Genomic DNA, 26,620 nt, shown 5'->3' with positions numbered 1-26,620 from the left:
ACAATGGCAATTTCCAATCATTTAATGGAGAGAATTCATCAGACTAAGCAAAATAACACTCATGGATTCTTTGATAAGGTAAAAACGAAAAGATGGGTTAAAGATCTCTACGAAGCTCTTTTTCTTCCTCAAAAAGATAATTCTGAAGATCAGCTGAAAAGAAGTTTTGAAGCATTGCAGGAAACACTTTCTGACATAATCCATACGGTAACAGGAAGTAAAGACGAGACCGACTCTCACATCCATCAGTTTTTTGAAGCTTTACCTGAATTGTACGATCAGCTGGTTCTGGATGCAAAATCTATTTTGGAATTTGATCCCGCCGCTGATTCTCCGGAAGAAGTATACCTTGCCTATCCCGGCTTTTTTGCCACTTATGTATACCGTATTTCGCACCAGCTCTGGAGCCAGGATGTAAAAATAGTACCCCGTGTGATTTCAGAATATGCTCATAGTAAAACAGGAATTGACATTCACCCCGGAGCGGTAATCGGAAAGTCATTTTTCATTGATCACGGAACCGGAATTGTCATTGGGGAAACTACAGTGATAGGAAATAACGTTAAAATCTATCAGGGAGTAACCCTGGGAGCGTTGAATGTTTCCAAAGAAAAGGCCAACCAGAAAAGGCATCCCAATATTGAAGATGATGTAATTATTTATTCGGGAGCAACCATTTTAGGAGGAGATACAACCATAGGCAAAGAGAGTATTATTGGAGGAAATGTCTGGGTTACCCAGGATGTACCGGCCAACTCTCTCGTTTACCATAAAAGTGAAATAAAAATAAAGGATAACAGTTCATTACCGGAATCATTAACCTTTGTGATCTAAACAAAAAGATAAAAATAATATTGATATGAAATTTCAGAATACCTTAGAAACGATTGGAAATACCCCTGTCGTAAAAATCAATACATTATTCAGTTCAGACCATGAAATCTGGATCAAATTAGAAAAAAACAACCCGGGAGGGAGCATTAAAGACAGAATTGCTTTAGCAATGATTGAAGATGCAGAAAGCAAAGGAGTATTAAATAAAGACAGCACCATTATAGAACCTACAAGTGGAAATACGGGAATAGGCCTGGCACTGGTTGCTGCCGTAAAAGGGTACAAACTTATTCTTGTAATGCCGGAAAGCATGAGTATAGAACGCCGCAAAATTATGGAAGCATATGGCGCGGAATTCGTATTGACTCCAAGAGAAAAGGGAATGAAAGGCGCTATTGAAAAAGCAAATGAATTAGCGGAAGAAACACCCAATTCATGGATTCCAAAACAGTTTGACAACCCTGCCAATGTAAAAATACACACTGAAACTACAGCACAGGAAATACTAAAAGACTTCCCGGGCGGCCTTGATTATATCATCACAGGAGTAGGAACCGGCGGGCATATCACCGGAATCGCAAAAGTGGTGAAGGAAAAATTTCCGGATGTTAAAGTATTGGCTGTAGAACCGGAGCTATCACCCGTACTAAGCGGAGGAAGTCCCGCACCCCATCCTTTACAGGGGCTGGGAGCCGGATTTGTACCTTCTATTCTGGATATTACTCTTTTGGACGGAGTCATTACCGTGGGTAAAGAAGAAGCTTACGAATATGCCATCAATGCGGCGAAAAAAGAAGGCCTTTTTGTAGGCGTTTCTACGGGAGCAGCTCTGGCGGCCATCGCAAAACATTTACCGGAAATACCATCTAACGCTAAAATTCTCACCATCAACTACGATACCGGAGAGAGGTACCTGTCAGTAGAAGGCCTCTTCTAAATCCTTAACTAACACCGACTTCAATGAAAACAATCATAAAATCACCAAAGGTTTACCTTATCGGTGCAGGACCCGGCAACCCTGAGCTGATCACCATAAAAGCAGTAAAAGCCATTACAAAAGCAGACGTCATTCTTTGTGACCGCCTTGTAAGCACGGAAATTACGGACACATATGCCCGTCAGGATACGGAAATAATCTATGTAGGCAAAGAATGCAGTAAAAATGCTTCTACACCTCAATCTCATATCAATACTTTAATGGTGGAATATGCCAGTCAGAATAAGACAGTGGTCAGGCTTAAAGGAGGAGATGTTTCCATATTTTCTAATATATTGGATGAATTGCAGGCTTTGAAACACAACCATATTCCTTATGAGATTATCCCAGGGATTACCGCGGCTTCAGGTGCAGCAGCCTTTGCAGGAATGCCTTTAACTGCTCGGGGATATTCAACATCAGTGCGTTTCCTGACTTACTACAAGTCTGAAATTCTGAACGAAGAATACTGGAAAGAACTGGCTGCAACCAACGATACGCTTGTCTTTTATATGTCGAAAGGAAACCTTACCCGGCTTGTGGAAAAATTCAGGCAGCATGAAATTTCCGGTGAGAAAAAAATGGCAGTCATTGAGCAGGCTACAACCCCTTTTCAAAAAGTGTATACATCTTCACTGGAAGATTTTAGCACCAATTTCGGAAACAAAAACTTTGCTTCCCCTTCTTTGGTGGTCATTGGTAAAGTTGTGAATCTGCATGAAGAGTTTTCCTGGCTGGACAACGCAGAACAGGATGGCCTGTACTTCAGATCTGTTGAAAACGGAAGTCTTATATCCAACCCACAAAATTTCTTTGAATATGCTGTCTGAAAGTAAATTAAATGTTCTGCAACAGATCTCAGGTGATTTTTCAAGAGATGAAGCTATCTGGGCAAGCGGATACCTTGCCGGTCTTGCCGGAGGAACCCTAACGACTGCTGTGAAGCCTCCTCAGCAAACTGAAATCACAGGCCCGGATGCTGTGGAAAAAATTACGCTGGCTTACGGTACCGAAACAGGTAACAGTAAAAAGCTGGCGACAGGTTTAGCTTCGGTTATTAAGAAAAAAGGAATTCAGGTTAAACTGGCCGATTTATCCCAGTATAAGCCTAAAGATTTATCCAAAGAAGAATTCTTTTTTGTTGTGATCAGTACACAGGGAGAAGGCGAACCGCCTGCACTCGCCAGGAAATTCTATGATTATATTTATGAAAATGAAATTAACCTCAGTCATCTCAGGTTTGGGGTATTAGCTTTGGGAGACAGCAGCTATCCGCTGTTTTGTAAAACAGGAGAAGATATAGATTTCCGTTTTGAAACTTTGGGCGGACAACGGATTATCCCATTAAAAAAATGTGATACAGATTATGATCAAGAAGCTTCTCAATGGATAGAGCAGGTATTCGAAACAGTCAGTAAAAGCGCAGATAGCAGGACAAAAAACAGTTCAGTATCAAAGGTTCCGGCAGGCAGAAAAAAATATCAGGGTAAAGTTTCATCCGTGATCAACCTCAATGATATTACCTCTGAAAAGGAAACCTATCATATCGAAATAGAAACAGAAGAATCTCTGGTTTATCGCCCTGGTGCTGCTTTGGGAATTGTGCCGTTGAATTCAAAATCAGTAGTGGATGAAATTATCAGCCTGACAGGAATTGATGCTGAAAAGCAAATTGAAACCTCAAAAGTTACCGACACAGCCGCAGAGCTTTTACGTAAGCATCTTAACATCAGCTATTTGCTTAAATCTGTTGTTGCCCAATATGGAAAGATCACAGGACATTCCATTCCGGAAGTGCGCTTAAGCCTTCTCGATCTCTTAAAAATTTATCCAGTGAAAAATTCCGGAGAATTTGAAGAAGTCATTCAGATATTAACAGGCCAGGCTCCACGTCTGTACTCCATATCCTCATCGCCCGAAGCTCATGGCGAAAATCAAATTCATATTACAGTTGCCAAATCGGAATTCTTTATTGACCATGAGAAACATAATGGCCTCTGCAGTGGATTTCTCAGTGGATTTAAGGAAGGAGAAGATATTGAATTCTACATTCAGGAAGCAGGACATTTCAAACTTCCCGGGACCAGTAAAGATATCATTATGATTGGGCCGGGAACAGGAATTGCGCCCTTCAGATCTTTCCTTTGGGAACGTGATGCAGTGAGCGCAGAAGGAAGAAACTGGCTCTTTTTCGGGGATAGAAATTTTGTGTCAGATTTTCTTTATCAGTCTGAGATTCAGGATTTCCTTAAAACAGGGAGCTTAACCAATTTAGATCTGGCTTTTTCCAGAGATACAGACGAAAAAGTATATGTCCAGCATAAACTGGAACAAAAAGCTCAGGAAGTTTTTTACTGGCTTGAAGGAGGTGCATCAGTTTATGTATGCGGAGCCAAAGAACCTATGAGCCGTGATGTGGAGCAAACTCTTCTGAATATTATTCAAAACGAAGGAAAACGCAGTAAAGAAGAAGCATTTCAATACCTTGAAGATATGGAGCTTAACGGAAGATATGCTAAAGATGTCTATTAAACTCCATCAGAAATATCAAAAAAATTAAAAGAAATAAGTATGAGCAATGATAAAGGCAATCTTTCACCGGTAGAAAAAATAAAAACAGGCAGTAACGGACTTAGGGGTACTTTGAAGGAAAGCCTCTCTGATGATTTTACAGGAGCCATCAGAGAAGATGATCAGACCCTGATTAAATTCCATGGAATGTACCAGCAGGATGACAGAGACCGAAGAGAAGAACGGGTTTCCAAAAAGCTGGAATGGTTATATTCTTATATGATCCGGTTGCGGCTGCCTGGCGGTTTTTTAACTCCGGAACAATGGATCGGACTGAATGAAACAGCAGAAGATCACTCTACAGGAACGATAAAAATCACTACCAGACAGACCATTCAGCTGCATGGTATTTTGAAATCCCATTTAAAGCCAACTATTCAAAGTTTTAATCTTCAGCATCTTGATTCTATTGCCGCCTGTGGAGATGTCAACAGAAACGTTACCTGCACCGCCAATCCTTCAGAGTCACCTTTACATCAGCAGTCTTATGAGCTGGCAGGAAAGATCAGTGAAATGTGCCTTCCTAAAACCCAGTCTTATTACGATATATGGATTGATGACGAATTAATTGTGGACAGAAAGGCGGAGGAAGATCCTCTTTATCAGGACCGGTATCTTCCACGAAAATTAAAGATCGGAATAGCAGTTCCGCCCAATAATGACGTGGATGTGTTCATCAACGATATCGCCCTGATTGCCATTATTGAAAACAATAGAATCGCCGGCTACAATATTGCGGCAGGAGGCGGATTGGGAGCCACCCACGGAAACGAAGCAACCTACGCCCGTCTGGCCTCTGTACTTGGATTTGTAGATACTGAAGAAAAAGTTTTAAAGGCAGTCTATGAAATTATTACCGTACAGAGAGATTTCGGAAACAGAAGTGACAGAAAATTGTCAAGATTAAAATATACCATTGACAAACTCGGAATTGACCAGTACAGAGCAGAAGTGGAAAAGAGAACGGGTTTCAGCTTTGAACCAGCCAGGGAATTTAAATTTGAACAGAGAAAAGACCGTTACGGATGGATACAGAACCATGAGGGAAAATGGTTTTACACCCTGTTTGTTGAACACGGGAGAGTTCTCGATACCAAAGAATATCCATTGAAATCAGGATTACTAAAGATTGCCCGGACCGGAAAAGCTAATTTCCGTTTTACCTGTAATCAGAATCTTATTCTCGCTGATATTAATGAAACAGACAAAGCAGAAATTGGATATATTCTGAAGGAGTACGGTATCTCAGAATACACAGAAAAAGCCAGTGCACTTCGTAAGAATTCTGTTGCCTGTGTTGCTTTAAATACCTGCTCACTGGCGCTAGCAGAAGCACAGCGGTATCTGCCGTCTCTGGTAACCAAGATAGAACCGGTTCTTGAAAAATACGGTCTTTTAAATGAAGACATTACGATCCGTATGACCGGCTGCCCGAATGGCTGCGGAAGGTCTCCCAATGCTGAAATCGGATTTGTGGGTACAGCATATGGTAAATACAACCTTCATATTGGCGGAGACCGATTAGGAATGAGACTTAATACAAAATTCAGAGAAAATATAGGTGAAGAAGAAATTCTTACCATACTGGATAAACTTTTCGGGATTTATGTACAAAAAAGGCTCGCAGGAGAAACATTTGGTGATTTTTCATACCGCTATTTACAAACCTTAAACTAAAGATATGGCTGATTTTCAATATAATCTGATAAAAAACAAAAACCAACCTCTTCTTTCAGGCCAGCGAATGTGCATGTGTTGTTGATTCTCCGATAACAATACATCAAGCTGTCTCAACTGTTCTATTCAACCTCAAACCAAAGCCCGATGAATTCTAAAGTCACAAAGACTTTTAAACACTTAAGTATTTTTTAAGTGAAAGGCTTTGTGTATATGAAGTACACTGTAGTCTTATGAAAATCTTTGATTTTCATCTTACGTGAACGCTATTTTAAATTTTCTTACGTGAACTAAAGTGTTAAAAATAATAAAATTTAGTGCCTTTTTGTAGTTGAAAAAAATTAGAATTTAAAAGTTCAGGCAGCTTCATTCCCAACCTAAAAAATGAAGAAAAAATGAAAAACAAAAAACAGGGAAAATTTCTACCAAAAGCCAGTATTATTGCCTTTACCTTCTTATCTTTTAATCTGGCAGAAGCACAACAGCAGCTCATAGAATTAAGCGGAAGCATTAAAAATACAGCCACACGCAAAGGCCTCGATTCTGTAAAAGTACAGATACAAAACACGGAAGACACTGCATTAACAGACCGGCTCGGAAACTTTAAGATAAGAACGAGAGTCACCATTCCATTTCGTATGGTTATTAATAAAGAAGGCTTTACCAATCAAACCGTGGAAGTTCTTTCTCCTTCCAGTAAAATAACCGTGGGACTTAATCCCCAGAATACCATTATTGATGCTGTGGTGATTTCAGCCTCAAGAGTTCCGGAAAAAATATTACGGTCACCAATTGCCATTGAAAAAATTGATATCAAAACCATCCGGGAAAGTCCTGCCGCTTCTTTTTATGAAACGTTGGAAAATGTAAAAGGACTACAGCTTTTAACATCCAGCCTTACGTTGAAAATCCCTAATTCCAGAGGATTCAATTCACCCAATAATTTCAGGTTTATGCAGCTGGTAGACGGAGTAGATGTACAATCTGCAACATTGGGGGTTCCGCTTGGAAACGCTATCGGACCTACAGAACTGGATATTCAGTCTATGGAAGTTACTCCCGGTGCGGCCTCTGCATTATACGGAATGAATGCCATTAACGGACTGGCGAGCCTCCAGACGAAAGACCCTTTTACTTCTGAAGGATTAAGTGTGTATTTCCGCGGTGGAATCAACCATGTGGACAATGTCAATCATAAAATAAGTTCTTTGGGAGAAAGTGCACTACGGTTTGCCAAAGTGATCCATAAAAATTTTGCCGTAAAAATTAATGCTTCCTATTTCACCGGAACAGACTGGATTTCCAACAACCTGACAGATCAGAATCCCAATTCACTCATTACGGCTAATCCTAATTTCTCTTTAGCCAATAATCCCGCGGAAGACCTTTGGAATAAATACGGAGATGAAAGAAACAACAGGGTCGCTGTAAAAGTGGATTATAACGGGAAACCCACCACATTCAATGTTTCCAGAACAGGATACTTGGAAAAGGATCTGGTGAGTCCGGAAGTAAAAAATATAAAATTTGATGCAGGATTATATTACCGTTTCGGTGATCATTGGAAAGCATCCTATGTATACCGCTACGGCTTGCTGGACGGAACCTTTCAAAGAGGAAACAAGATCCGTTTACAAAACGCTACCGTTCAGAACCATAAAGCAGAGCTTACAGGGAAAGAATTTACCTTTAGAACCTATGTATCTGTTGAAAATACCGGGGATTCCTACAATTTAAAGCCTTTGGCTGATAATCTGGATCTCACCAATCTTTCCAACAGTAACTGGAAAAATATATTTCAGACGGCTTTACAGAATAACCTCAATGCAGGCGTGAATCTTAATGACGCTTTTATCCTTGCCCGCAAAGAAGCCGATAAAAACAGAGCAGTACCCGGAACTCCTGCTTTTGACCTGTTAAAGAATACCATTATCGGAATTAATAATTGGGATTCTGCCAATGGAGGAGTGGCAGGTGCTCCCGCAACAGGAGGCGCTAAACTTGAACAAAAATCCAGATTTTATCAGAGCGAGGCAACCTATGATTTCAGCAGACTGGTAAAAATATTTAACCTTCTGGCTGGTGTTGATTACCGCCTGTACAGCATCACTCCCGACGGAAATAACTTTGTTGATTTCAACAGACCTGTTAATGAAAGAAATATTCCTTTAGCTGACGGAACATTCGGAAAGGATGTTATTTATCAGAAATATGGAGCTTTTGCACAGATAACCAAGGTATTCTTTAATGACAAATTAAAGCTGAACGCCGCTTTACGTATCGACAGAAACCCGGAATTTGACGCCAAGCTGAATCCTAGAATAAGTGTAGTCTATTCGCCGGTTAATCAGCATAATTTCAGGGCATCTTTTCAAAACGGATATCGTTTCCCTTCATTATTTGAGGCTCTTTCGTTCGTTAATAACGGAAATGTAAGAAGAGTGGGAGGTCTTTCAAAAGTGAATGAAGGATTAGGATATCTTGAAAATTCATATACATTAGCCTCTATCGATAAATTCACCGCTGCCGTTAATGCTGATATAGACGGAGGAAAAACACAGAGCCAGGCAGCCCAGGATAACAGACAGCTTTTAACCGTTGCCGGCCTTCCAAAATTACAGCCGGAGAAAATCAATTCATTTGAAGTAGGGTATAAGTCTGTTTTTTTCAATAACAAACTGGTTCTGGACTGGGATTTTTATTACAATATCTACGAAGGATTTCTCGGACAGGTAGAAGTTGCTGTACCCAAAAACAGCCAGGTAGGAAGTAATGCAGCGATTGCTGCAATGCTTGACCGCAGTAAGCAGGATCGTTACAGAGTGTACACCAACAGCAACAGCTCCTATAAAAGCTATGGATCTTCATTGGGAATCCGCTATAACATAGCGGGAAATTATAACATCAATACAAATGTCTCTTATAACAACCTTGCTTCCAACAACACATCAGATCTCTTCATCACGGCTTTCAATACCCCGAAATGGATGGTGAATGTAAGCGCAGGAAACAGGGAAATCGTAAAAAATATCGGAGTTACGGTTGTAGTAAGATGGCAGAACAGTTTTATGTGGGAAAGCCCCTTAGCTTCGGGTAAAATTCCGGCCTATTATACGATTGATGCACAGGCAACATGGAAGATTCCGGAAATCAATACCCATGTGAAAATTGGAGCAACGAACTTACTGAACCGCCGTTATCTTCAGTATGCAGCCGGTCCTGAGGTTGGAGGGCTGTATTATCTCGCTTTTACATATGATTTAAAACTATGATCAGCATGAGCAATTCATTATATCCTATATTCTTAAAACTTGAAACATTGTCATTACTCATCATTGGTGGTGGCAAAGTTTCTCTTGAAAAATTAGAATCAGTACTTGGAAATTCCCCTGAAACTTCTATAAAACTGGTGGCCAAAGAAATCATTCCGGAGATCAGAGCTTTACAGCATCAGTTCCCGAATATCATATTGCATGAGAGGCCTTACCATATCCATGATTTCACCAGTATCGATCTTGCTGTTATTGCCGTAAATGATATAGATTTAGCAGCACAGATCCGGGATTATGCCCATCAGAATAATGTATTGGTTAATATTGCTGATAAGCCCGATCTGTGCGATTTCTACCTGGGTTCCATAGTCAGGAAAGGGAATCTGAAAATTGCGATCTCTACTAACGGAAAGTCTCCAACAATTGCAAAAAGATTAAGAGAAACCTTTACAGAAACTATCCCTGATGAAATAGATGATGTGCTGGATAATATGCAGGACATTCGCAATCAGCTAAAAGGCGATTTCGATTATAAAGTTGCGGAACTCAACAAAATAACCACTCAATATATTTCTGGTGAGGCAATTCATCCTGCAAAATCCAATATGGAAATTGAAAAGCTCATCCATATTACCAAAACTGCCCAAAGAAAAGCAAATATCTATCTGGGGATCATTGGGGTTTTGCTTCTGTTCGGAATATTAGGCCTGGTTTTCTATCAATTCAACCTTTCTGGAGATATTCAGTATTTTCTGAACAAGGATGGACATATCTTTTACTGGATGCTCCTGGCCGGATTTCTTGCCGAAATTGTTGCCGGATCAATGGGGATGGGATATGGCGTAATATGTACTACTATACTTTTACTGCTTAATGTTCCGCCTCCCGTTGTCAGTGCAAGTATTCATTCCGCAGAATCTTTTACTACTGCAGCAGGAAGTTTCAGCCATTACAAATTAAGAAATGTGAATAAAAAAATGGTGTGGGTATTGTTTCCCTTAGCTATTGTTGGTTCTATTATCGGAGCATTAACGCTTTCTCACTATGGTGAACATTATGCTCATATTGTAAAGCCTATTATTGCCTGCTATACTTTATATCTGGGAGTGAATATCCTGAGAAATGCTTTTAAGGGCAAGGATTCCAGCCAGCCTAAGGCAAAGCAGAGAAAAACCAACCTCAGATTATTAGGTCTGGCAGGAGGTTTTATAGATTCTTTCGCAGGAGGCGGATGGGGACCATTAGTAACAGGAACACTGATTAAAGAAGGAAGAGTTCCTCGTTATGTTGTAGGAAGCTCTACCGTGGCTAAATTCTTACTGACCGTTACCAGTGCTGTTACTTTTATCTTTACCATTGGTATTCACCACTGGAATATTGTATTGGGATTATTGCTGGGAGGTGTCTTTACAGCCCCGTTTTCTGCTATGCTTACTTCAAAGCTACCTACCAGGAAAATGTTTGTGATTGTTGGAATAGTGGTTATTCTGATGAGTCTTATAACGATAGTGAAATCACTGTTATGATAATAAGAGCGTTATTATCAGTTGGGATAAAGGTGCTTATATTGATTTATTGACCGGAAAAATTGATTTACCCCCTTATTCCGATGAGTTGTAAAGCGCTTTCTGTAAGATAAATATCATCGAAAACAGTCAAAGATTCAACATCATTGAATCCTGCGGGCAACAGGTCATTTTTATTAAAAGATAATTCTATGGAAGGATCATACACTGCAATAATTCTAACCTTTGAATAGCCGTTATAATCAACTTTAAAGCCATCAAATAAGCATTTTCTCTCTGCAGCCTGATATTGTACCTGTTCTTCAAATCCTGCAGTATCACTTCTTTTGCCGTCATTATGCTCAAGTGATTTCCATGCAGCATAATTTTTAGGTTCTTTCAAAACGTTTCCCTGAGGATCTACAGGTACAAACATGCCAAGCGTCAGACGCTGACGTAAAAAACCGGCATAGTTTTTCATCATTTTCAATGTCTGAAGATCGGCATATCCTTCATTTGAGTAGTACTCAATGACAAAATCGGTCATCGGGATCAGCTTATGGGAAGCGTCATTCAGCATAATGGGTCTTTTCTTGTGCCAAAAATAATATTTTTATTACTTGTATTCCAAATGATAATGCAATGTTTACCGAATAACATCCGGATGGGAACATAAAAACGAGATATTTAGATGTTTTTACAGTTTTTAAACTTAATATTGCAAAGCTATTCATCAACAAATTCCATAGAAATGAAAAATAAAGAGCATTGGGAAAAGGTATTTTCAACCAAATCTCCACAAGAGGTAAGCTGGACACAGAAATATCCTGAAACGGCCATGAAATATCTGGAAGAGCTTCAGCTGCCCAAAACAGCCAATATTATTGACGTTGGAGGCGGTGAAAGTAATTTTGCCGATGCATTGCTCGAAAAGGGATATGAAAACATATGGGTACTGGACATTTCTGAAACTGCCCTGGAAAAAGCAAAACAACGGTTAGGCAATAAAGCTGGAAAAATCCACTGGATTGTTTCAGACATTACGGAATTCAGGAATGATATACCTTTTGATTTCTGGTATGACAGGGCTGTTTTTCATTTCCTTACCGAGGAAGAAGATATTGAAAAATACGTTGCTTTAATTAACAGATCGATTCCCGAGAACGGTCATTTTTTATTAGGAACATTTTCAGAAAACGGTCCTCTGAAGTGCAGCGGACTGGAAATCAGACAATATTCAGAAGCAGCAATGAAAGAAAGGTTTAGCCAGAGCTTTCAGGCTGTAAAATGTTTTAAGGAAGATCATCATACACCTTTTGACACTATACAGAATTTTCAGTTCTGCGGATTTAAAAAAATATAATTACCGTGCCATTTGATCCTGTTATGATTTCGGAAAGGTTTATAATGATGAATTTCCTGGAAATTAGGACAGCCTTAACAAAAATTCTTTTTAAAAAGTCTCACAAACCATTTCATATGTGAAAACGAAAAGTGTTAACGATTCGCCTATATTTTATAATCCACTACAGCTAAAAATTAATGACAGTGAAATTTCCTACAATAAACAGTACACTTTCACCAGGTGAACTTGGTAAACTTATTCAACAAAAATACGGACTAACTGACAAAACGGAATGCCATATATTTCGGCTTGCTATGAACCATTTATACATTGTTCATGATGATGAGAACCAATACGTTTTTAGAGTTTATACTCATAATTGGCGGACGAAATTAGAAATTGAAGAAGAGTTAAGGCTTTTAACTATTCTAAAAGAAGCTGACCGACAAGTTGCTTTTCCAATAGCTGATAAATCCAATAAATTCATTCAGGAAATTGAAGCTCCGGAAGGCACAAGACTGGGCGTTTTATTTTCGTATGCTAAAGGTACAAAAACCGCAAAATTTTCACACCAAACGAGCTTTCTGATTGGACAGGCATTAGCAAAGGTTCATCAGTCCACAGAAAATGTCGAACTGATGAGAATGTTTTACGATGCGCAGAATTTGCTTAAGAATCCTGTTTTAAGAACAAAAAAATTCTATAGCAAAAATAGTAGTGAAATTGAATTTCTAGAAACCCTTTCGGCTTTTTTAATGCTGAAAATGGAAGGTATTGATAAGCATAAAATGAGATATGGAGCAATTCATCTTGACGTCTGGTTTGACAATCTGCATATTGACAACGAAAAAGAAATAACATTTTTTGACTTTGACTTTTGTGGCAACGGTTATTTATGCTTTGACATTTCTTATTTCCTGTTTCAGTTATTTTCAACCCATCTGAACGAAGAGGAATATCAGGTGAAAGCAGATAGCTTCATAAAAGGTTACGAGACTGTAACTAAAATAAGTAACGAAGAAAAGGAATTTTTACCCTACGCATGTTTAGCTATTATGACCTATTACATTAGTGTTCAGTGCGACAGATTTGAATATTGGACCAATATTTTCATGAATGAAGATCATCTAAAAAGAATGGTTGGAAATCTCAGACGATGGATTGCTTACAACAAAATTGAGGTTAACAGCCAACTTTCAACACACTAAAATGAAGTAACAATGAAGTGTCACTTATATGTTTTCACAACTCTGGAAACGCAGTATTCATCAGTATCCATGTAATTCCAGTTCCAAAATAAGTGATGCAGATACCATAACATTGATATGCTTATGATAAGGTCTGAATAAATGCCGGCCTGCTTCATGAAACAGGCCGGCAAAAATATATGGTATCTATGATTGCTTACGTCGGCGGGCAGAAACCTTACGGTCCAGCTCCCTGATATCCTGCCTCAGTTCACGGAACATTTCCTTAAAATTATAGCTTTCATAATCTCCCGGCTCAAAATCTTCAGGGAAAATTCCTGAAGCATACTGCCATATTTCCACAACTTCCTCAAAAGGAATATCATAAGGCTCATAAAACGAATTATCTGCACTTACGCAGATTGCATTTTCTTTCTTTTCCTTAAAACGTTTATAGGTAATTCCGTCATTTAATGTAACAAAAACATAGGTTTTTCCGGGCTTTAATTCATTGATCCCTTCCACATATTTCCCAACAATATAAGAACCATTCCTGAAAGGCGGCATAGAGTCACCGTCTGCAGGAAAAGCTCTGTATTTCCCGTTGGTGAGGAAAGGAAGGGCTATACGCTGGAGACTTTCGATATAATCTACGTCGCTGTAACCTTCAAGGTATCCCATAGATGCTTTCTGGGGAATGATTTCAATCGTATCATTTCCATGAGTATCCACAGCAACCGGAAGAACAATCCTGTTATCCGGAAGTTTCAGCATTTCATCTGTCGGATATTTCTCAATATCTACCGAAAGCAATAAATCAGTACTTACATGAAAGTATTTGGAGATTTTTACCAGCAGCTCAATAGGAGGTTCAGATATTCCGTTTTCATATTTGGAATACCGGACTCTTGAAATCGTTAGTTCATCAGCTACATTTTGTTGGGAGAGCTTTCTTTTAGCTCTTAAGAAGCGTATATTATTTGAAAAAATTGACATTGATAAAAGTATGTAGGCAAAAATACAAAATTTGATTTCGTTTATCAATGCCTATGGCAGGTTTTACCGTAGGATATAAAGAAATTTCCCCTGTTTTTCCCAGATTTGATATTCCCGTAAAAATAAGGTGATAAATTATGTTAATATTTTGGCCATTATATCAAATAATATAATATTTGCCTGATGATTTTAGAGAAGCAGCATATACCCCAAAGGTTCAGAACCATTTTAGCAATGGTTTTTACCTTCTGTATCCTGATCTCTTCGTGTGCTATAAAAAACAGCATCAGGCAATTACTGAATTCTGGCTGTGCACCCGTTTCCAAGTCTTCATCTCCCAAAGAAAAAAAATACCAGATTCCTGCTCCGTCTGCATGCAAAATCTGTAAAGAAAAGGAAATTCTTACCAAAGAACAGAATCATAAAAATTTTTCTTTTTCTGATCTTCCTGAGCTAACAGCATTTGCATTTATTGTATTTTGCGGAGCTTTTCTATGGACTAAATTTCAAAAACACCCTTCTTATAGTACTTCCAAACTAGGAAATAATCTTCCTATTTTCCTGAAGTACCGTAAGCTCATCATTTGATTTCCTGATTTATATATCCAGCTGGAACAAATCAGCAGTATTTTTTTTCCGGCTTTACAGACTTAATTTCCATCAGGAAAAGAAATCTTTGTATCCGGCTGTACAAAGGTGCTTTACACTATAATAAATAAGAAATCAAACAATAAAAAAATGAAAAATATTCATACTATAAAATCCATCGCCTTATTCTTTATTTTTATAACTTCTTATCATCTTGTTCCGGGAAAAATTCCAATATCTTCACAAAGGTTTTTACAGGGTGAAATAACAGTAAATTCAGGCGATGATCTTATTTTCGTACAGGAAAACGGAAAGAAAATATCATTAAGCGATTTAAAAGGCAAAATTGTATTCATTAATTTCTGGGCAACCTGGTGCAGGCCGTGCATTGAAGAAATGTCATCTATACAGAACCTTAAAAATAAATTTAAGAACGACGAAATTGTTTTCATTATGCTGAACATAGAATCAAATCTTACAAAAGCAAAAAAGTTTATGAAACAGCGTAATCTGGATCTGCCCGTTCATATTGCAGGAGGCCCGGTGCCTTCATCATTATTCAAAAATGTAGTTCCCACTACACTTATTTATAATAAGCAGGGAAAACTGGAAGCCAATATTCAGGGGATGAGAGACTTTGGAGATGATAAAATCTATGAGGCATTAAAAGAATTATCTGAAAAGTAAAAGACATTATGATATGAATACTACGAAAATATGGATCAGGAAAAACGGGGTTACTTTAATCTTAGGAGTTTTATTTATCGTTCTTCTGGTGAGTCCGGATGCCAAAGCATGGCTGATGCGGCAGATGATAGCAACCGGGATCTTTAATTCCAGTATTAAAGACACTGCAATAGCTGATGGAACAGGAGCCACATCTGTCAGTTTTAAAGTAGCAGATGAAAAAGGGGAGATTATCAATACTTCACAGCTGAAGGGGAAAGTTGTTTTTATTAATTTCTGGGCATCATGGTGTCCACCGTGCAGGGCAGAATTTCCCTCTATTCAGAAACTGTATGAGAAATATAAAGCTCATCCTGATATGGTATTTCTTACCATAAACCTTGATGATAATCCTGAACTTGGAAAAGTTTATTTATCGGATAATCAGTTTACCATTCCGTTTCTGACGCCTGTACAAAATATTCCAAAAGAATATTACAGCGGATCACTGCCAACTACTGTTGTTTTGGATAAACAAGGAAAAGTAAGGCTGCATCATACAGGAATGGCAGATTACAGTAAAGCTTCGTTTTATGATCAGATGGAGCAGCTTTTAAAGGAATAATCAATGCTGTTATTAATTTTACGAAGACCTCTCTGCAATAGGAGAGGTCTTTATTTATTGTATATAAAATCATAAAAAGCATCATTATTTTTCAATATTTTTTCAGATTTTGAATTCAGCGCCACTTTTTGACATTCAGATAGGGTTCCATAAAGTTGGTATTTGCCTGAAATTGTCTCAGGAAAACTTCAATTTTATATTATTATTACAAAACGCTTAATATTAATTCAACATTTCAATCTGCACATGTTGGCATTTAACATAAATAAAATCAATCAGATAAATCATAAAACGAATAATTCAATAAATTTGAGTTATATTAATGAAATATTAAATAATAAAAAAATATAATTAATTTATCAAAAATTATTTTGATGTATTGTTATTTTTCATATTTTAGTGATGTATTAATCATATAAAATTATATCATGAAAAATCTAAAAAAACTAGACAGAAACGAATTAAAGGCTATTTCAGGAAACGGACTTCTTGATCCAATCGGAGGACTAATTGGCGGATTAGGCGGAGTTGTAGGTGGAGTAGTTGGCGGTGTAGGAAACATCGTTGGCGGAGTAGTAGGTGGCGTAGGCTCTACCGTTGGTGGAGTAGTTGGCGGTGTTGGTACCGTTGTTGGAAACGCTCTATGCCAGACTCAGTGTGTAATTAATGGTGTTGTTCATATCAAATTACTTGAGTGCGGATCTACCTGCTAAGAAGCAAAAGCACTGACATTAAAAATTATGCCGCTCTTTTCAGAGCGGTTTTTTTACGGTTTCCCGTATTTAAGGAAAACAGTTCTTTTTGTATTTTTAACATAATATAATCATGACTGCATTCGATGAGACCTTTATTTTTACTTTTAACCCTGATACTCAGTATACAATTTTTCTACGGACACGGGAAATGTACAGGCAGTGAATTTTGCAGCGCCTGTGAAACCTGTAATTATTGTAAACATTGTGCTAAAAATGGTGGCAGCTGCGGAATTTGCGGAGGCGGCGACAGAGGAGATCATCATTCATCTGTGAATTTATCTGAAAAGAAAAGTTTCTATGGCGACACCCAAAATTCGGAGAACAACAAATCATGGGAAAGTTATCTGGTGATTTTTTTACTGATAATTATAGGCTTATTATTTTTAAGAATTGTTTTACAGAAACCCGGGAAATAAAATTTTTAAGAAACTATTTTTTTGTGTCGCTGATCATAATATGTCAAACCCTAAATTTAAGTTCCGGAATCTTTAATTTTCTAATCGCTGAGAATCGGATATAAATTTTTAAGCTTTACATTGGACCGTACAGGAGATTCTGAAAATAATCTAATAATTAATAAAAAAAAGGAATAGTACCAAAAACTCAAAAGAAAAATCTTTTCAGTAAAAAATACAATTTAACATAATATAAATTATAGGATAAATATTTATACTGAAGAATAGACTGAAATTTATCCTAAAAACTGAACAAATACTATTCTTACACTCCCGAAAGATTCCTGAGATGAAAAATTAATCATTATATTTGCCAAATAATGTCAAGATAAAAAATGTCAAGTATATTTGGTTCCAAACTCAGAATGCTTAGGGAGCAAAAACACATTCCCCAAAGACAGTTAGCTTCCATTTTGGAAATTGACACAGCAACCTATTGTAAAATCGAAAAAGGCGACAGACAGGCAAAGCGCGGACAGGTTATCGTTCTCGCAAACTTACTCCAGGCTGATGCAAAAGAACTCCTACGATTGTGGTCAGCAGACAAAGTTTACAACATTATTGCCGAAGAAGATGAAGCAGCACAAATTCTTAGTGTTGTGGCTGAAAACATCGCTATTTACCAACATTCTAAAACAAAACATGAAACCATTAGTAAAATATAGAGGCGGAAAATCAAAGGAAATTCCACACTTAAAAAAACATATTCCGGAATTTAACGGCCGCTACATTGAACCTTTTTTTGGCGGCGGAGCCCTGTTTTTCCATCTGGAGCCCAAAAAAGCTATCATTAATGATATCAACTCAAAGCTGATGACATTTTATGAAGGCGTAAGAACGGATTTTAAGACTTTACAACGCGAACTTTCAGAAATTGAGGCTATCTACCGCGCGAACAGGAAACAATTTGAAGAATTAAAAGCTTTAACTCCCACTGAAAGGGTTACAGATCATAACGAAGCGCTTTATTACCAGCTTAGAGATATGTTTAATGATCTGGCAGAAAAAAGATATTCAGATGCTTTACTGTACTTTTTTATCAATAAAACAGCCTATTCAGGTATGATCCGCTACAACTCGAGAGGAGAATTTAATGTTCCTTATGGCAGATATGTCAATTTTAATACCTCGCTGGTAACAGAAGCTCACAGCCAGTTGCTGAAGAATACAGATATATATAATCTTGATTATCAGGCTATTTTTGAAATGGCGGATGAAGATGATTTTATGTTTCTGGATCCTCCCTACGACTGTACTTTTTCCGATTATGGAAATGTAGAATATAAGGACGGAGGATTTGATGAAAAAAATCACACCGAATTGGCTAAGGCATACAAAAAGTTAAAATGCAAAGCATTGATGGTGATTGGCCGGACCCCGTTAACCGAAAAGCTATACGGAGATATGATTGTGGATGAATACGGGAAATCATATGCTGTAAACATCCGGAACCGTTTCAAGACTTCAGCTTCCCACATTTTAATTTCCAATTATGGAAACATTGCTGAGCAACAGGCTGCAACATTAAAATTAAATAAAGAATTAACGCTCTAACTTTCTATGGCAAGCATCAACAGTAAAGTAATATTCGTTACAACTTCTCCTCGAACTCCTGGCAAAATGATTCCTGAAATTGAGTTATTAAATACTCATTTTGCAGGACAAAAATGGAATGTAGAGACGCAGAGAGAATTTATGGAACTGTTGAAGGAGGAAAATTTTTTCAACGGAGAAGGAGCAAATGACCCTGCATTCAGCGCCAGGGACCGGATAAACAGAGCCCCAAAAGCACTTGGATTTATAGTTCTTTCCCCAACAATACAGCTAACGCCGGCAGGAGAAGAGCTAGTCAGCTCAAGGCGGAAAGATGAAATATTTCTAAGGCAGCTGCTTAAGTTCCAGGTCCCTTCCCCATTTCATAAGCCTAGCGAAAATTCTGCTGATTTTTGGGTGAAACCTTATCTGGAGCTTTTCAGGCTGATCAGACAGTTTGGATCATTGAAATTTGATGAATTGATGATATTCGGTTTACAGTTAACTGATTATCGGAATTTTGATAGAATTGCTCAGAAAATTGATAGTTTCAGAGCAGCCAAAGCGCAGAATGAAGGTAATTATAAACAATTCCGTGCCGAATATCTCAACCAGGAATTAAGAGAAATTTATCACTCGGAAATTAGCTCCGGCAATACAAAAACAAGAGAAACAGCTGATGCTTCAGTAACAAAATTTTTGAGTACAAAAGCCAGCAATATGCGGGATTATGCTGATGCCTGTATCCGTTATCTGAGAGCAACCGGATTAGTTAATATTTCACATTTAGGAAGAACAGTTTCCATTGTTCCTGAAAAAATGGAGGAAGTGGATTATTTTTTAGAACATACCGATAGAAATCCCTGCTTTATTGACAACGAAAAACAGTATATAGAGTATCTTGGAAATCCAACGATTCCAACCCTATTAACTGACAACCGGGAATTACTTGAAGAAAAAATTCACAGTGAATTTCCTGAATTTACAATACCCGCTGACGCAACTTTACAGGATCTTAAAAACATATTCGCTGACGAGCTGGAAAGCAGAAAAGAACAAATACTGACCGATCAGATTTCAGCCATAAAAGATTATCGTCTTTATGAAGACATCAGTACAACCTTTGAACAGATACTTGCCAATTCATTGTATGACACCCCTTTAATGCTGGAATGGAACACATGGCGGGCTATGACAATGCTGGATGGTGGCCATATTAAAGCGAATTTAAAATTTGACGATTTCGGTAATCCTATGTCTACTGCCCAGGGAAATATGGCAGATATTGTCTGTGATTACGAAAGTTTTGGGTTAACCGTAGAAGTTACCATGCAAAGCGGCCAGCGGCAATATGAAACAGAAGGTGAACCAGTAACCCGGCATCTTGCAAAATTAAAACGCGAAATCAATAAACCCGCCTACTGCCTTTTTATTGCTCCAAAAATAAATGAAGCCTGCATTGCACATTTTTACGCATTACACAGAATGAATATTACCTATTATGGAGGTACGTCTACCATCATTCCCCTTCCATTGAATATATTTTTAAAGATGGTTGAAGATTCACATAAAGCGCATTATATTCCGGAACCACAGCATGTTCAACGTTTTTTTGAACGCTCCAACGAATTAGCCAACACTCTGGACAACGAAACAGATTGGTATAATGCCATAACAAAAGAAGCTTTAAACTGGCTGAATCAATAGGAGTTTTTTAATTTAAACAGGATTACTAATAGCCCCTGCCCTTTTCGATTATTTATCAGATCAGGGCTGAAGAATATTAAATCATACCTCCGTTCCAAAGATGGTCTGTTATGTCTTCCTCACTGTATTCGAAATATTCTCCGTCTTTATTTTTATGTCTCTGAAACAGACTGATATTATAAGCCTTACAGTTTGCTTTTAAAAATCCGGGATAATAATCGCTTCCAAAACATGTATAATTGTAAAACAGCGACCTGAAGGATTCATCCTCCAAATCCGGAATTTCAAAGGTTTTCATCCGTTTCACAACTTCAGCCAGCTCACTTTTGGTGAGATGTTCAACCTTGTAAGGATCCGGCAGGCATATGTCGAAAGCCAGGTTTTCAGCTCCACTGCCTTCCCACCATTCCCAAAGGTTAAATAATGACATATCTTTACCCGTTATTCTATGAAGTTTGTTTTCCAGATTTTTATATTCAACGCAACCTTCATCTCCATGCTCATCACAATATGCTGCATATTCTGAAATAAGCTTCAAAACATCCGGATACAGTTTTTCTGCCGTTTCAAAATCTGGCTCTATTTCCTTCCTTAATTTCATATTTTTCCTGTTTCTTCTTTATTAATCCGAATATTATGTTAAATTACTCTAAAGGAAACTGTTCGTAATCTAGTGCCTTCTGCCGATAAAATTACAAAAACTTATCCCATGACAAGTTCTATCCTGATGAAATGAAATACCTTTATTATAATCAAAAAATAAAATAATATGAAACCTAAAATGATCTGGGCCAATCTGGCTGTAGCCGATCTGGACCGCACACAGAAATTTTATACCCGTCTTGGGTTTAAACCCAACAATCCGCACAGTTCTAATGAGCTGGTAAGCTTTTTCTTTGGCGAACAAGATTTTGTTATTCATTTCTTTCTGAAAGAAGTTATAGAAAACAACCTGAAAATGATGAAATTTGGTGACTCCAGGACTGTCAACGAAATAATCTTCACCCTTTCAGCTGAAAGTTCAGATCAGGCCGATCAATGGGCGGAAGAAGTTAAAAAGGCAGGAGGAACAATTATTTCGCCGCCGGAAAGCTTTGGTCCGCATTATTACGGCTTTGTTTTTGCAGACCCGGATGGGCATAAATTTAATGTATTTCATATGTAAAACCCGAAAAATATTCTCTCCCATATAGCCCCTTTTTTTTCAGGTAAATAGCATAGTTACAGGATGAAAAAGAACGCCGTATATGAGCTTCTAAACGTTTTTTCGTATAAAAGCATTTATTTTTGAGATTTATTCTGAAATTCAGATTAATTCCGTTTTTATTTATAGATGTATCAATTCAGAACATTATGTTGATGAAAATGGCACCTAGAAAGTATCACATTAATTGATATTAATACTACTTTTTTAGCTGATTTTTCTACTTGGTTTAGCAAAGAAATAATAATGACTAAAGCCTTCAGTAAAGCTTTTTTTTAAATCTTAATCTACCAAAAAACTGCTTTTCATTCAGATCAATATTTTTTTCTTACATTCACATGATTTTTATCTAAAACATATTAAAAATCCCGATGAAACTCTATTTTCAATTGATAATAAAATAAAAGCTAATAGACCAATAAGGTTAACGTAAATTAACTACAATTCTCTGTTAAAAAACACCATTAGATTTATGTTGAAAAATTTAAAATCCGGACACTTTTTACTTCTGCTTCCACTTACATTTTTAATGTTCGGCTTCAGTTCACCCAAAAATGAAGACGAAAAAATGCAGATTATTATGGTAAATACAAAGAACATTCTTTCCTATCTGCATTACAGTCCAAAACCTATTAATGACGCCTATTCAAAAGATGTTTATAAACATTATTTTGAACTGATAGACCCTACACAAAAATATTTTCTCCAGTCCGATATGGATGAATTCTATAAACACGAAACAAAACTGGATGATTATCTGAATAGCGGAGATCTTACCTTTTATAAAATTACGGTTGATAAACTTTATCAAAGAATGAATGAAATTGATAAGATTACTCAGGATATTTTCAGTAAACCCATCAATCTGGAAGAAGATGAAACATTAATCCTTGAACCTAAACTGAAAAAAGCCCCCGCCACCAGACAGGAACTGTATAATGAATGGAAAAAATTTATTAAATACGCTATTCTGCAGGAAATAGAATCAATGAACAGTAAAAATGAAGCTGAAGTCAAAAAGAAAGACTCTATACACCAAAGCACGGATACTGATAAACCTGAAGTACTGAGTCAGGACCAGAAAATTAAAAAAGCCACAGAAAATGTTAAAGATTTTCTGGAAGAAAAATTTAAGAGGTTCAAGAAGAGGGAAAAAATGGATTGGTTTACTTTATATATGAATTCATACACTCATGTTTTCGATCCCCATACCAACTATTATTCACCGCAGGGAAAAGAAGATTATGATACGGAATTCAAAGGGAAAATAACAGGAATAGGCGCAATGATCCAGGAGAAGAAAGGAAATCTTTATATCAGCACTTTAACAGTGGGCGCTCCAGCCTGGAAATCAAAACAACTGACAGAAGGTGATAAAATTTTAAAAATAAAATCTAAACCAGATGATGATCCCGTAAATGTTATTGATATGCTTTCTAATGAAGCGATAAGATTAATTAGAGGTGAAAAGGGAACGCCCATAACTTTAACGGTACAGAAGAAAGACGGAACCATTAAAGATGTAACCATGATCCGCGAAGAAATAGCCATTGAAGATACTTTTGCAAAAAGTATTATTATAAATGCATCCGATAAAAAATACGGACTGATTAATTTACCAAAGTTTAATGCAGACTTTGAAGATAAAGACGGAAGAAATGCATCTGATGATATTAAAAAAGAAATTATCAAGCTTAAGGAACAGAATATTCAGGGAATTGTTCTTGATCTCAGAGACAATTCCGGCGGTTCTTTAACAGAAGTAGGTGATATTATGGGGCTTTTTATGAATGCAGGTCCTTATGTACAGGTAAAAGATGGAAATGAAAAGATTACCACCTTAAAAAATAAAAATGAAACCCCGGTCTGGAACGGCCCGCTTGTGATTCTGCAGAATGAATTTTCAGCCTCTGCCGCAGAAATTTTATCCGGTGTTATGCAGGATTATGGAAGAGCAGTAATCATGGGTTCTCCCGTATCTTTTGGAAAAGGAACCGTGCAGGTGTTTGTAGATCTGAACAAGTTTCTGAATACTCAGGAAGACTTTGGCGCTATAAAATTAACTATTCAGAAATATTACAGAATCACCGGAGAGTCTACACAAAGAAAAGGAGTTAGCTCGGATATTCCTATGAAAGATATGCTTTCCTATGCCGAAGTAGGTGAAAAATATAATGATTTTGCATTAGCCTGGGATAAAATACCGGGAACAAATTTCAGCAGGCAGGCTCTTTTCAATATTCAGGCTTTACAGAAACTAAGTACAGAAAGGATCGCTAAAAATAATAATTATCAGTTATTACTTGAATATGCCCAATGGAGAGAAAATCAGGATAAAGAAAAAACAGTTCCTCTGAATATCCGGAAATTCAATGATCTTATGAAGGAGAGAAAAATCCAGACTGAAAAATTCAAATCTTTAAATACCTTAGAAAGCGGTCTTAAATTTACAATGTATCCAAAGGATATTGAAAGGGAAAAAAATGATGCCGCATTCAAAAATAAATCAGAAGTATGGGTTAAAAACCTGCAAAAAGATTTGTACCTACAGGAAGCAATAAACATTATTGGAGATATTAAAAGATCTTAAACAGGCTTCTTAAAATTATAAACAGCTCAAAAGTATTCTGCATACATTTTGAGCTGTTTTTTTTATGGAAATGAAAATTTTAGTTAAAAAATTTGTGTAGCTAAATAACTACACATATATTTGTAGTCAAATAACTACATAATGAATTTAAGAAGAGATGTATTTCAGGCAATCGCAGATCCTACCAGAAGATCCATATTAGTGCTGGTGGCTGCCCAATCTATGACTGCCGGGGTCATTGCATCTAATTTCGATACCGCGAGGCCTACCGTTTCAAGACATCTTCAGATCCTTACAGAATGTGAGCTGCTGAGATCTGAACAAAACGGCCGTGAAATTATTTATCACCTCAATCCCGATAAGATGAAAGAAATTGCCGACTTCATAGAGCCGTTCCGCAAAATGTGGGACGAGAAATTCAATAAACTGGAAAACGTGATGAAAGCATACCAGAATATGAATAATAAGAGATAAAAGCTGAATGGCTAATAGACATCAGATAGTATCAATCTAAAACCCTCAAACTCAAAATATACCATGGAACTTAAAACAAAAATCCACGCAGAAGACGGAAAACAGGAGATTTTCATCATCAGGGAATTTGATCTTCCCGTTGAACTTCTTTTCAAAGCCTACACAGAAGCTGAGCTTTTCGAACAATGGATGGGAACAAAAGTAACCAAATTTGAAAACCAACAGCATGGAAGTTACCGTTTTGAAACCTTAAATCCTCAGGGTGATGTCGTGTTCAGTGCCAATGGAACCATTCATGATATTGTTCAGAATGAAAAAATTATACGGACTTTTCAGATGGAAAACACCCCTTTCCCTGTACAGCTTGAGTTTTTAGAATTTGAAAAATTAACGGATAACACCAGCAAAATTACGATCCAGACTATTTACCGATCTGTAGATTTCAGAGACCAGCACCTGAAAATGCCATTCGCCCAGGGTATTAATACGGCGCATAATCGTTTAGAAGAGATATTTAAATAAGAAGAGAAAAAAAATATGGAAGATAAGACACATCAAATGTTGATCTTCATTACCATTGAAAGGATAACAACCTTGAACCATGAACGTTAAATTTTAAACCCTGAATTCCCATGAATCCTAAAGTTGATTTTTTTTTCGAAAATGCCGGACAGTGGCAAAAAGAATTTGAAAAATTAAGGAAAATAGCTCTAAGTACCGAACTGACAGAAGATCTGAAATGGGGCTGTCCCTGTTATACCTACGAAGGAAAAAATATATTCTTAATTCACGGATTTAAAGAATACTGTGCCCTACTCTTTTTTAAAGGAGCATTGATGAAAGACCCGGATCATATTCTAATTCAGCAAAGCAGAAATGTACAGGCCGCAAGACAGATCCGCTTTACAGAGGCACAGCAAATTGCCGATTTAGAAAAAGAGCTTAGGGCTTACATGTTTGAAGCCGTTGAAATAGAAGAGTCCGGAGCTAAAGTTGAAATGAAGAAAACTAAGGAATTTGAAATGCCACAGGAATTTCAGGATAAACTGGATGAAGATCCTGTATTGAAGGAATCTTTTGAATCATTGACTCCCGGAAGGCAGAGAGCCTATCTCCTTCACTTTTCTTCAGCCAGACAATCCAAAACCCGGGAAGCAAGAATTGAAAAATATATCCCTCTAATCCTTGACGGAAAAGGCCTTAATGATTAAAATATAAACCACAACAATGGAAACATCAGCTCAGTCACAAAAAACAAAAAAAATCATCTACTGGATTTTTACCATATGGATGTCACTGGGAATGGTCTCAACGGCTATTGTCCAGCTTATGAAAAATAAGGATGAACTTGCTAATTTCACCAACCTTGGTTATCCTGCCTATCTTATGAGCATCATAGGAGTGTGTAAACTTCTCGGAGTTATCGCAGTTCTTATTCCAAAATACCTGATTCTGAAAGAATGGGCTTATGCAGGATTCTTTTTTATTATGGCAGGTGCCGTGACCTCTCATCTTATAGTTGGCGATTCAGCCGAGAGAACTTTTCCCGCTGTCCTGCTTCTTGCCTTAGTCGTTATTTCCTGGTATTCCAGACCTGCCAGCAGAAAAATTTCCGTTAACAATCATTAAATTTAAACCCTACATTTTTAAAGCAAAATAT

25 protein-coding genes are annotated in these 26,620 nt (G+C 37.4%); 22 read left to right on the top strand and 3 right to left on the bottom strand.

Translation table 11 applies throughout. The features are described from left to right. The first annotated feature begins 3 nt into the window (after positions 1 to 3). From epsC to AOB46_RS11655, 7 genes are all read left to right on the top strand, one after another. The gene (gene epsC, locus AOB46_RS11685) at positions 4 to 834 is read left to right on the top strand and encodes a serine O-acetyltransferase EpsC (RefSeq protein ID WP_062699502.1); all 831 of its coding nucleotides are present in this window, start codon (positions 4 to 6) and stop codon (positions 832 to 834) included. Positions 835 to 859: 25 nt separating this feature from the next. Further along, positions 860 to 1,771 (top strand): cysteine synthase A, encoded by a 912-nt coding sequence (gene cysK / locus AOB46_RS11680; protein ID WP_062699500.1) that lies wholly within the window; start codon positions 860 to 862, stop codon positions 1,769 to 1,771. 23 nt (positions 1,772 to 1,794) lie between these two features. Further along, complete coding sequence (gene cobA / locus AOB46_RS11675) at positions 1,795 to 2,640, top strand: uroporphyrinogen-III C-methyltransferase (RefSeq protein ID WP_062699498.1); 846 nt, start codon at positions 1,795 to 1,797, stop codon at positions 2,638 to 2,640. Next, positions 2,630 to 4,342: a sulfite reductase flavoprotein subunit alpha gene (locus tag AOB46_RS11670; protein WP_062699496.1), complete on the top strand. Its 1,713-nt coding sequence runs from the start codon at positions 2,630 to 2,632 to the stop codon at positions 4,340 to 4,342. The genes cobA and AOB46_RS11670 overlap by 11 nt, the downstream gene beginning before the upstream one ends. Before the next feature lie 39 nt (positions 4,343 to 4,381). Then, complete coding sequence (cysI, locus tag AOB46_RS11665; protein WP_062699494.1) at positions 4,382 to 6,058, top strand: assimilatory sulfite reductase (NADPH) hemoprotein subunit; 1,677 nt, start codon at positions 4,382 to 4,384, stop codon at positions 6,056 to 6,058. 395 nt (positions 6,059 to 6,453) lie between these two features. Then, positions 6,454 to 9,330 carry a TonB-dependent receptor gene (locus AOB46_RS11660; protein ID WP_062699492.1) on the top strand — a complete coding sequence of 959 codons (2,877 nt, stop codon included), beginning with the start codon at positions 6,454 to 6,456 and terminating at the stop codon, positions 9,328 to 9,330. Positions 9,331 to 9,335: 5 nt separating this feature from the next. Continuing rightward, positions 9,336 to 10,856: a TSUP family transporter gene (locus AOB46_RS11655; RefSeq protein WP_062699823.1), complete on the top strand. Its 1,521-nt coding sequence runs from the start codon at positions 9,336 to 9,338 to the stop codon at positions 10,854 to 10,856. 67 nt (positions 10,857 to 10,923) lie between these two features. Here the strand turns inward: AOB46_RS11655 and AOB46_RS11650 are convergent, their stop codons facing one another. Then, a complete protein-coding gene (locus tag AOB46_RS11650; protein ID WP_062699489.1) occupies positions 10,924 to 11,415 on the bottom strand; it encodes a hypothetical protein in 492 nt (163 codons plus the stop codon). A gap of 171 nt (positions 11,416 to 11,586) precedes the next feature. Between AOB46_RS11650 and AOB46_RS11645 the strand changes: the two genes are divergently transcribed. Both AOB46_RS11645 and AOB46_RS11640 read left to right on the top strand, forming a co-directional pair. After that, positions 11,587 to 12,198 (top strand): class I SAM-dependent methyltransferase, encoded by a 612-nt coding sequence (locus AOB46_RS11645; protein ID WP_062699487.1) that lies wholly within the window; start codon positions 11,587 to 11,589, stop codon positions 12,196 to 12,198. Positions 12,199 to 12,377: 179 nt separating this feature from the next. Continuing rightward, positions 12,378 to 13,388 (top strand): phosphotransferase, encoded by a 1,011-nt coding sequence (locus AOB46_RS11640; protein WP_062699485.1) that lies wholly within the window; start codon positions 12,378 to 12,380, stop codon positions 13,386 to 13,388. A gap of 186 nt (positions 13,389 to 13,574) precedes the next feature. On the opposite strand, the gene AOB46_RS11635 is transcribed toward AOB46_RS11640, so the two are convergent. Then, complete coding sequence (locus AOB46_RS11635) at positions 13,575 to 14,363, bottom strand: XRE family transcriptional regulator (RefSeq protein ID WP_062699483.1); 789 nt, start codon at positions 14,361 to 14,363, stop codon at positions 13,575 to 13,577. A 183-nt stretch (positions 14,364 to 14,546) separates the two neighbouring features. On the opposite strand from AOB46_RS11635, the gene AOB46_RS11630 reads away from it, so the two are divergent. The 7 genes from AOB46_RS11630 (at position 14,547) to AOB46_RS11595 (ending at position 20,692) form a co-directional block, all read left to right on the top strand. Beyond that, complete coding sequence (locus tag AOB46_RS11630; RefSeq protein WP_062699481.1) at positions 14,547 to 14,951, top strand: hypothetical protein; 405 nt, start codon at positions 14,547 to 14,549, stop codon at positions 14,949 to 14,951. Positions 14,952 to 15,101: 150 nt separating this feature from the next. After that, positions 15,102 to 15,638 (top strand): TlpA family protein disulfide reductase, encoded by a 537-nt coding sequence (locus AOB46_RS11625; protein ID WP_062699480.1) that lies wholly within the window; start codon positions 15,102 to 15,104, stop codon positions 15,636 to 15,638. A 13-nt stretch (positions 15,639 to 15,651) separates the two neighbouring features. Then, positions 15,652 to 16,242: a TlpA family protein disulfide reductase gene (locus AOB46_RS11620; RefSeq protein WP_062699478.1), complete on the top strand. Its 591-nt coding sequence runs from the start codon at positions 15,652 to 15,654 to the stop codon at positions 16,240 to 16,242. Between the two features lie 428 nt (positions 16,243 to 16,670). Continuing rightward, positions 16,671 to 16,955 carry a bacteriocin-like protein gene (locus AOB46_RS23210; RefSeq protein WP_062699476.1) on the top strand — a complete coding sequence of 95 codons (285 nt, stop codon included), beginning with the start codon at positions 16,671 to 16,673 and terminating at the stop codon, positions 16,953 to 16,955. An 832-nt stretch (positions 16,956 to 17,787) separates the two neighbouring features. Further along, a complete protein-coding gene (locus AOB46_RS11605) occupies positions 17,788 to 18,117 on the top strand; it encodes a helix-turn-helix domain-containing protein (protein ID WP_062699472.1) in 330 nt (109 codons plus the stop codon). Next, positions 18,095 to 19,006 carry a DNA adenine methylase gene (locus tag AOB46_RS11600; protein ID WP_062699471.1) on the top strand — a complete coding sequence of 304 codons (912 nt, stop codon included), beginning with the start codon at positions 18,095 to 18,097 and terminating at the stop codon, positions 19,004 to 19,006. The genes AOB46_RS11605 and AOB46_RS11600 overlap by 23 nt, the downstream gene beginning before the upstream one ends. Before the next feature lie 6 nt (positions 19,007 to 19,012). Next, entirely contained in the window at positions 19,013 to 20,692 is a 1,680-nt protein-coding gene (locus tag AOB46_RS11595) for an AlwI family type II restriction endonuclease (RefSeq protein WP_062699469.1), read from the top strand. 76 nt (positions 20,693 to 20,768) lie between these two features. Here the strand turns inward: AOB46_RS11595 and AOB46_RS11590 are convergent, their stop codons facing one another. Continuing rightward, positions 20,769 to 21,293, bottom strand: a complete 525-nt coding sequence (locus AOB46_RS11590) for a hypothetical protein (RefSeq protein WP_062699466.1) — start codon at positions 21,291 to 21,293, stop codon at positions 20,769 to 20,771. A 168-nt stretch (positions 21,294 to 21,461) separates the two neighbouring features. Here AOB46_RS11590 and AOB46_RS11585 point away from each other — a divergent pair, with 168 nt between their 5' ends. The 6 genes from AOB46_RS11585 (at position 21,462) to AOB46_RS11560 (ending at position 26,589) form a co-directional block, all read left to right on the top strand. Then, the gene (locus AOB46_RS11585; protein ID WP_062699464.1) at positions 21,462 to 21,857 is read left to right on the top strand and encodes a VOC family protein; all 396 of its coding nucleotides are present in this window, start codon (positions 21,462 to 21,464) and stop codon (positions 21,855 to 21,857) included. A gap of 511 nt (positions 21,858 to 22,368) precedes the next feature. After that, the gene (locus tag AOB46_RS11580) at positions 22,369 to 24,486 is read left to right on the top strand and encodes a tail-specific protease (protein WP_062699462.1); all 2,118 of its coding nucleotides are present in this window, start codon (positions 22,369 to 22,371) and stop codon (positions 24,484 to 24,486) included. A 141-nt stretch (positions 24,487 to 24,627) separates the two neighbouring features. After that, positions 24,628 to 24,960, top strand: a complete 333-nt coding sequence (locus AOB46_RS11575) for an ArsR/SmtB family transcription factor (protein WP_062699459.1) — start codon at positions 24,628 to 24,630, stop codon at positions 24,958 to 24,960. A 63-nt stretch (positions 24,961 to 25,023) separates the two neighbouring features. Beyond that, on the top strand, positions 25,024 to 25,482 hold the full coding sequence (locus AOB46_RS11570) for an SRPBCC domain-containing protein (protein ID WP_062699457.1): 459 nt from the start codon (positions 25,024 to 25,026) through the stop codon (positions 25,480 to 25,482). Between the two features lie 110 nt (positions 25,483 to 25,592). Continuing rightward, positions 25,593 to 26,171, top strand: a complete 579-nt coding sequence (locus AOB46_RS11565; RefSeq protein ID WP_062699455.1) for a YdeI/OmpD-associated family protein — start codon at positions 25,593 to 25,595, stop codon at positions 26,169 to 26,171. Positions 26,172 to 26,187: 16 nt separating this feature from the next. Next, positions 26,188 to 26,589: a DoxX family protein gene (locus AOB46_RS11560; protein ID WP_062699453.1), complete on the top strand. Its 402-nt coding sequence runs from the start codon at positions 26,188 to 26,190 to the stop codon at positions 26,587 to 26,589. Positions 26,590 to 26,620 lie beyond the last annotated feature (31 nt).

Origin of the sequence: Chryseobacterium indologenes (genome assembly GCF_001295265.1) — a bacterium.
GTDB lineage: Bacteria > Bacteroidota > Bacteroidia > Flavobacteriales > Weeksellaceae > Chryseobacterium > Chryseobacterium indologenes_A.
The sequence above is the reverse complement of the archived record's forward strand: the minus strand, read 5'-3'. Positions and strand labels throughout refer to the sequence as shown.

Bases quoted from the DNA above. Each gene is read 5' to 3' on its own strand.
- epsC (WP_062699502.1), top strand. From the start codon at position 4: ATGGCAATTTCCAATCATTTAATGGAGAGAATTCATCAGACTAAGCAA.
- cysK (WP_062699500.1), top strand. From the start codon at position 860: ATGAAATTTCAGAATACCTTAGAAACGATTGGAAATACCCCTGTCGTA.
- cobA (WP_062699498.1), top strand. From the start codon at position 1,795: ATGAAAACAATCATAAAATCACCAAAGGTTTACCTTATCGGTGCAGGA.
- AOB46_RS11670 (WP_062699496.1), top strand. From the start codon at position 2,630: ATGCTGTCTGAAAGTAAATTAAATGTTCTGCAACAGATCTCAGGTGAT.
- cysI (WP_062699494.1), top strand. From the start codon at position 4,382: ATGAGCAATGATAAAGGCAATCTTTCACCGGTAGAAAAAATAAAAACA.
- AOB46_RS11660 (WP_062699492.1), top strand. From the start codon at position 6,454: ATGAAAAACAAAAAACAGGGAAAATTTCTACCAAAAGCCAGTATTATT.
- AOB46_RS11655 (WP_062699823.1), top strand. From the start codon at position 9,336: ATGAGCAATTCATTATATCCTATATTCTTAAAACTTGAAACATTGTCA.
- AOB46_RS11650 (WP_062699489.1), bottom strand. From the start codon at position 11,415: ATGCTGAATGACGCTTCCCATAAGCTGATCCCGATGACCGATTTTGTC.
- AOB46_RS11645 (WP_062699487.1), top strand. From the start codon at position 11,587: ATGAAAAATAAAGAGCATTGGGAAAAGGTATTTTCAACCAAATCTCCA.
- AOB46_RS11640 (WP_062699485.1), top strand. From the start codon at position 12,378: ATGACAGTGAAATTTCCTACAATAAACAGTACACTTTCACCAGGTGAA.
- AOB46_RS11635 (WP_062699483.1), bottom strand. From the start codon at position 14,363: ATGTCAATTTTTTCAAATAATATACGCTTCTTAAGAGCTAAAAGAAAG.
- AOB46_RS11630 (WP_062699481.1), top strand. From the start codon at position 14,547: ATGATTTTAGAGAAGCAGCATATACCCCAAAGGTTCAGAACCATTTTA.
- AOB46_RS11625 (WP_062699480.1), top strand. From the start codon at position 15,102: ATGAAAAATATTCATACTATAAAATCCATCGCCTTATTCTTTATTTTT.
- AOB46_RS11620 (WP_062699478.1), top strand. From the start codon at position 15,652: ATGAATACTACGAAAATATGGATCAGGAAAAACGGGGTTACTTTAATC.
- AOB46_RS23210 (WP_062699476.1), top strand. From the start codon at position 16,671: ATGAAAAATCTAAAAAAACTAGACAGAAACGAATTAAAGGCTATTTCA.
- AOB46_RS11605 (WP_062699472.1), top strand. From the start codon at position 17,788: ATGTCAAGTATATTTGGTTCCAAACTCAGAATGCTTAGGGAGCAAAAA.
- AOB46_RS11600 (WP_062699471.1), top strand. From the start codon at position 18,095: ATGAAACCATTAGTAAAATATAGAGGCGGAAAATCAAAGGAAATTCCA.
- AOB46_RS11595 (WP_062699469.1), top strand. From the start codon at position 19,013: ATGGCAAGCATCAACAGTAAAGTAATATTCGTTACAACTTCTCCTCGA.
- AOB46_RS11590 (WP_062699466.1), bottom strand. From the start codon at position 21,293: ATGAAATTAAGGAAGGAAATAGAGCCAGATTTTGAAACGGCAGAAAAA.
- AOB46_RS11585 (WP_062699464.1), top strand. From the start codon at position 21,462: ATGAAACCTAAAATGATCTGGGCCAATCTGGCTGTAGCCGATCTGGAC.
- AOB46_RS11580 (WP_062699462.1), top strand. From the start codon at position 22,369: ATGTTGAAAAATTTAAAATCCGGACACTTTTTACTTCTGCTTCCACTT.
- AOB46_RS11575 (WP_062699459.1), top strand. From the start codon at position 24,628: ATGAATTTAAGAAGAGATGTATTTCAGGCAATCGCAGATCCTACCAGA.
- AOB46_RS11570 (WP_062699457.1), top strand. From the start codon at position 25,024: ATGGAACTTAAAACAAAAATCCACGCAGAAGACGGAAAACAGGAGATT.
- AOB46_RS11565 (WP_062699455.1), top strand. From the start codon at position 25,593: ATGAATCCTAAAGTTGATTTTTTTTTCGAAAATGCCGGACAGTGGCAA.
- AOB46_RS11560 (WP_062699453.1), top strand. From the start codon at position 26,188: ATGGAAACATCAGCTCAGTCACAAAAAACAAAAAAAATCATCTACTGG.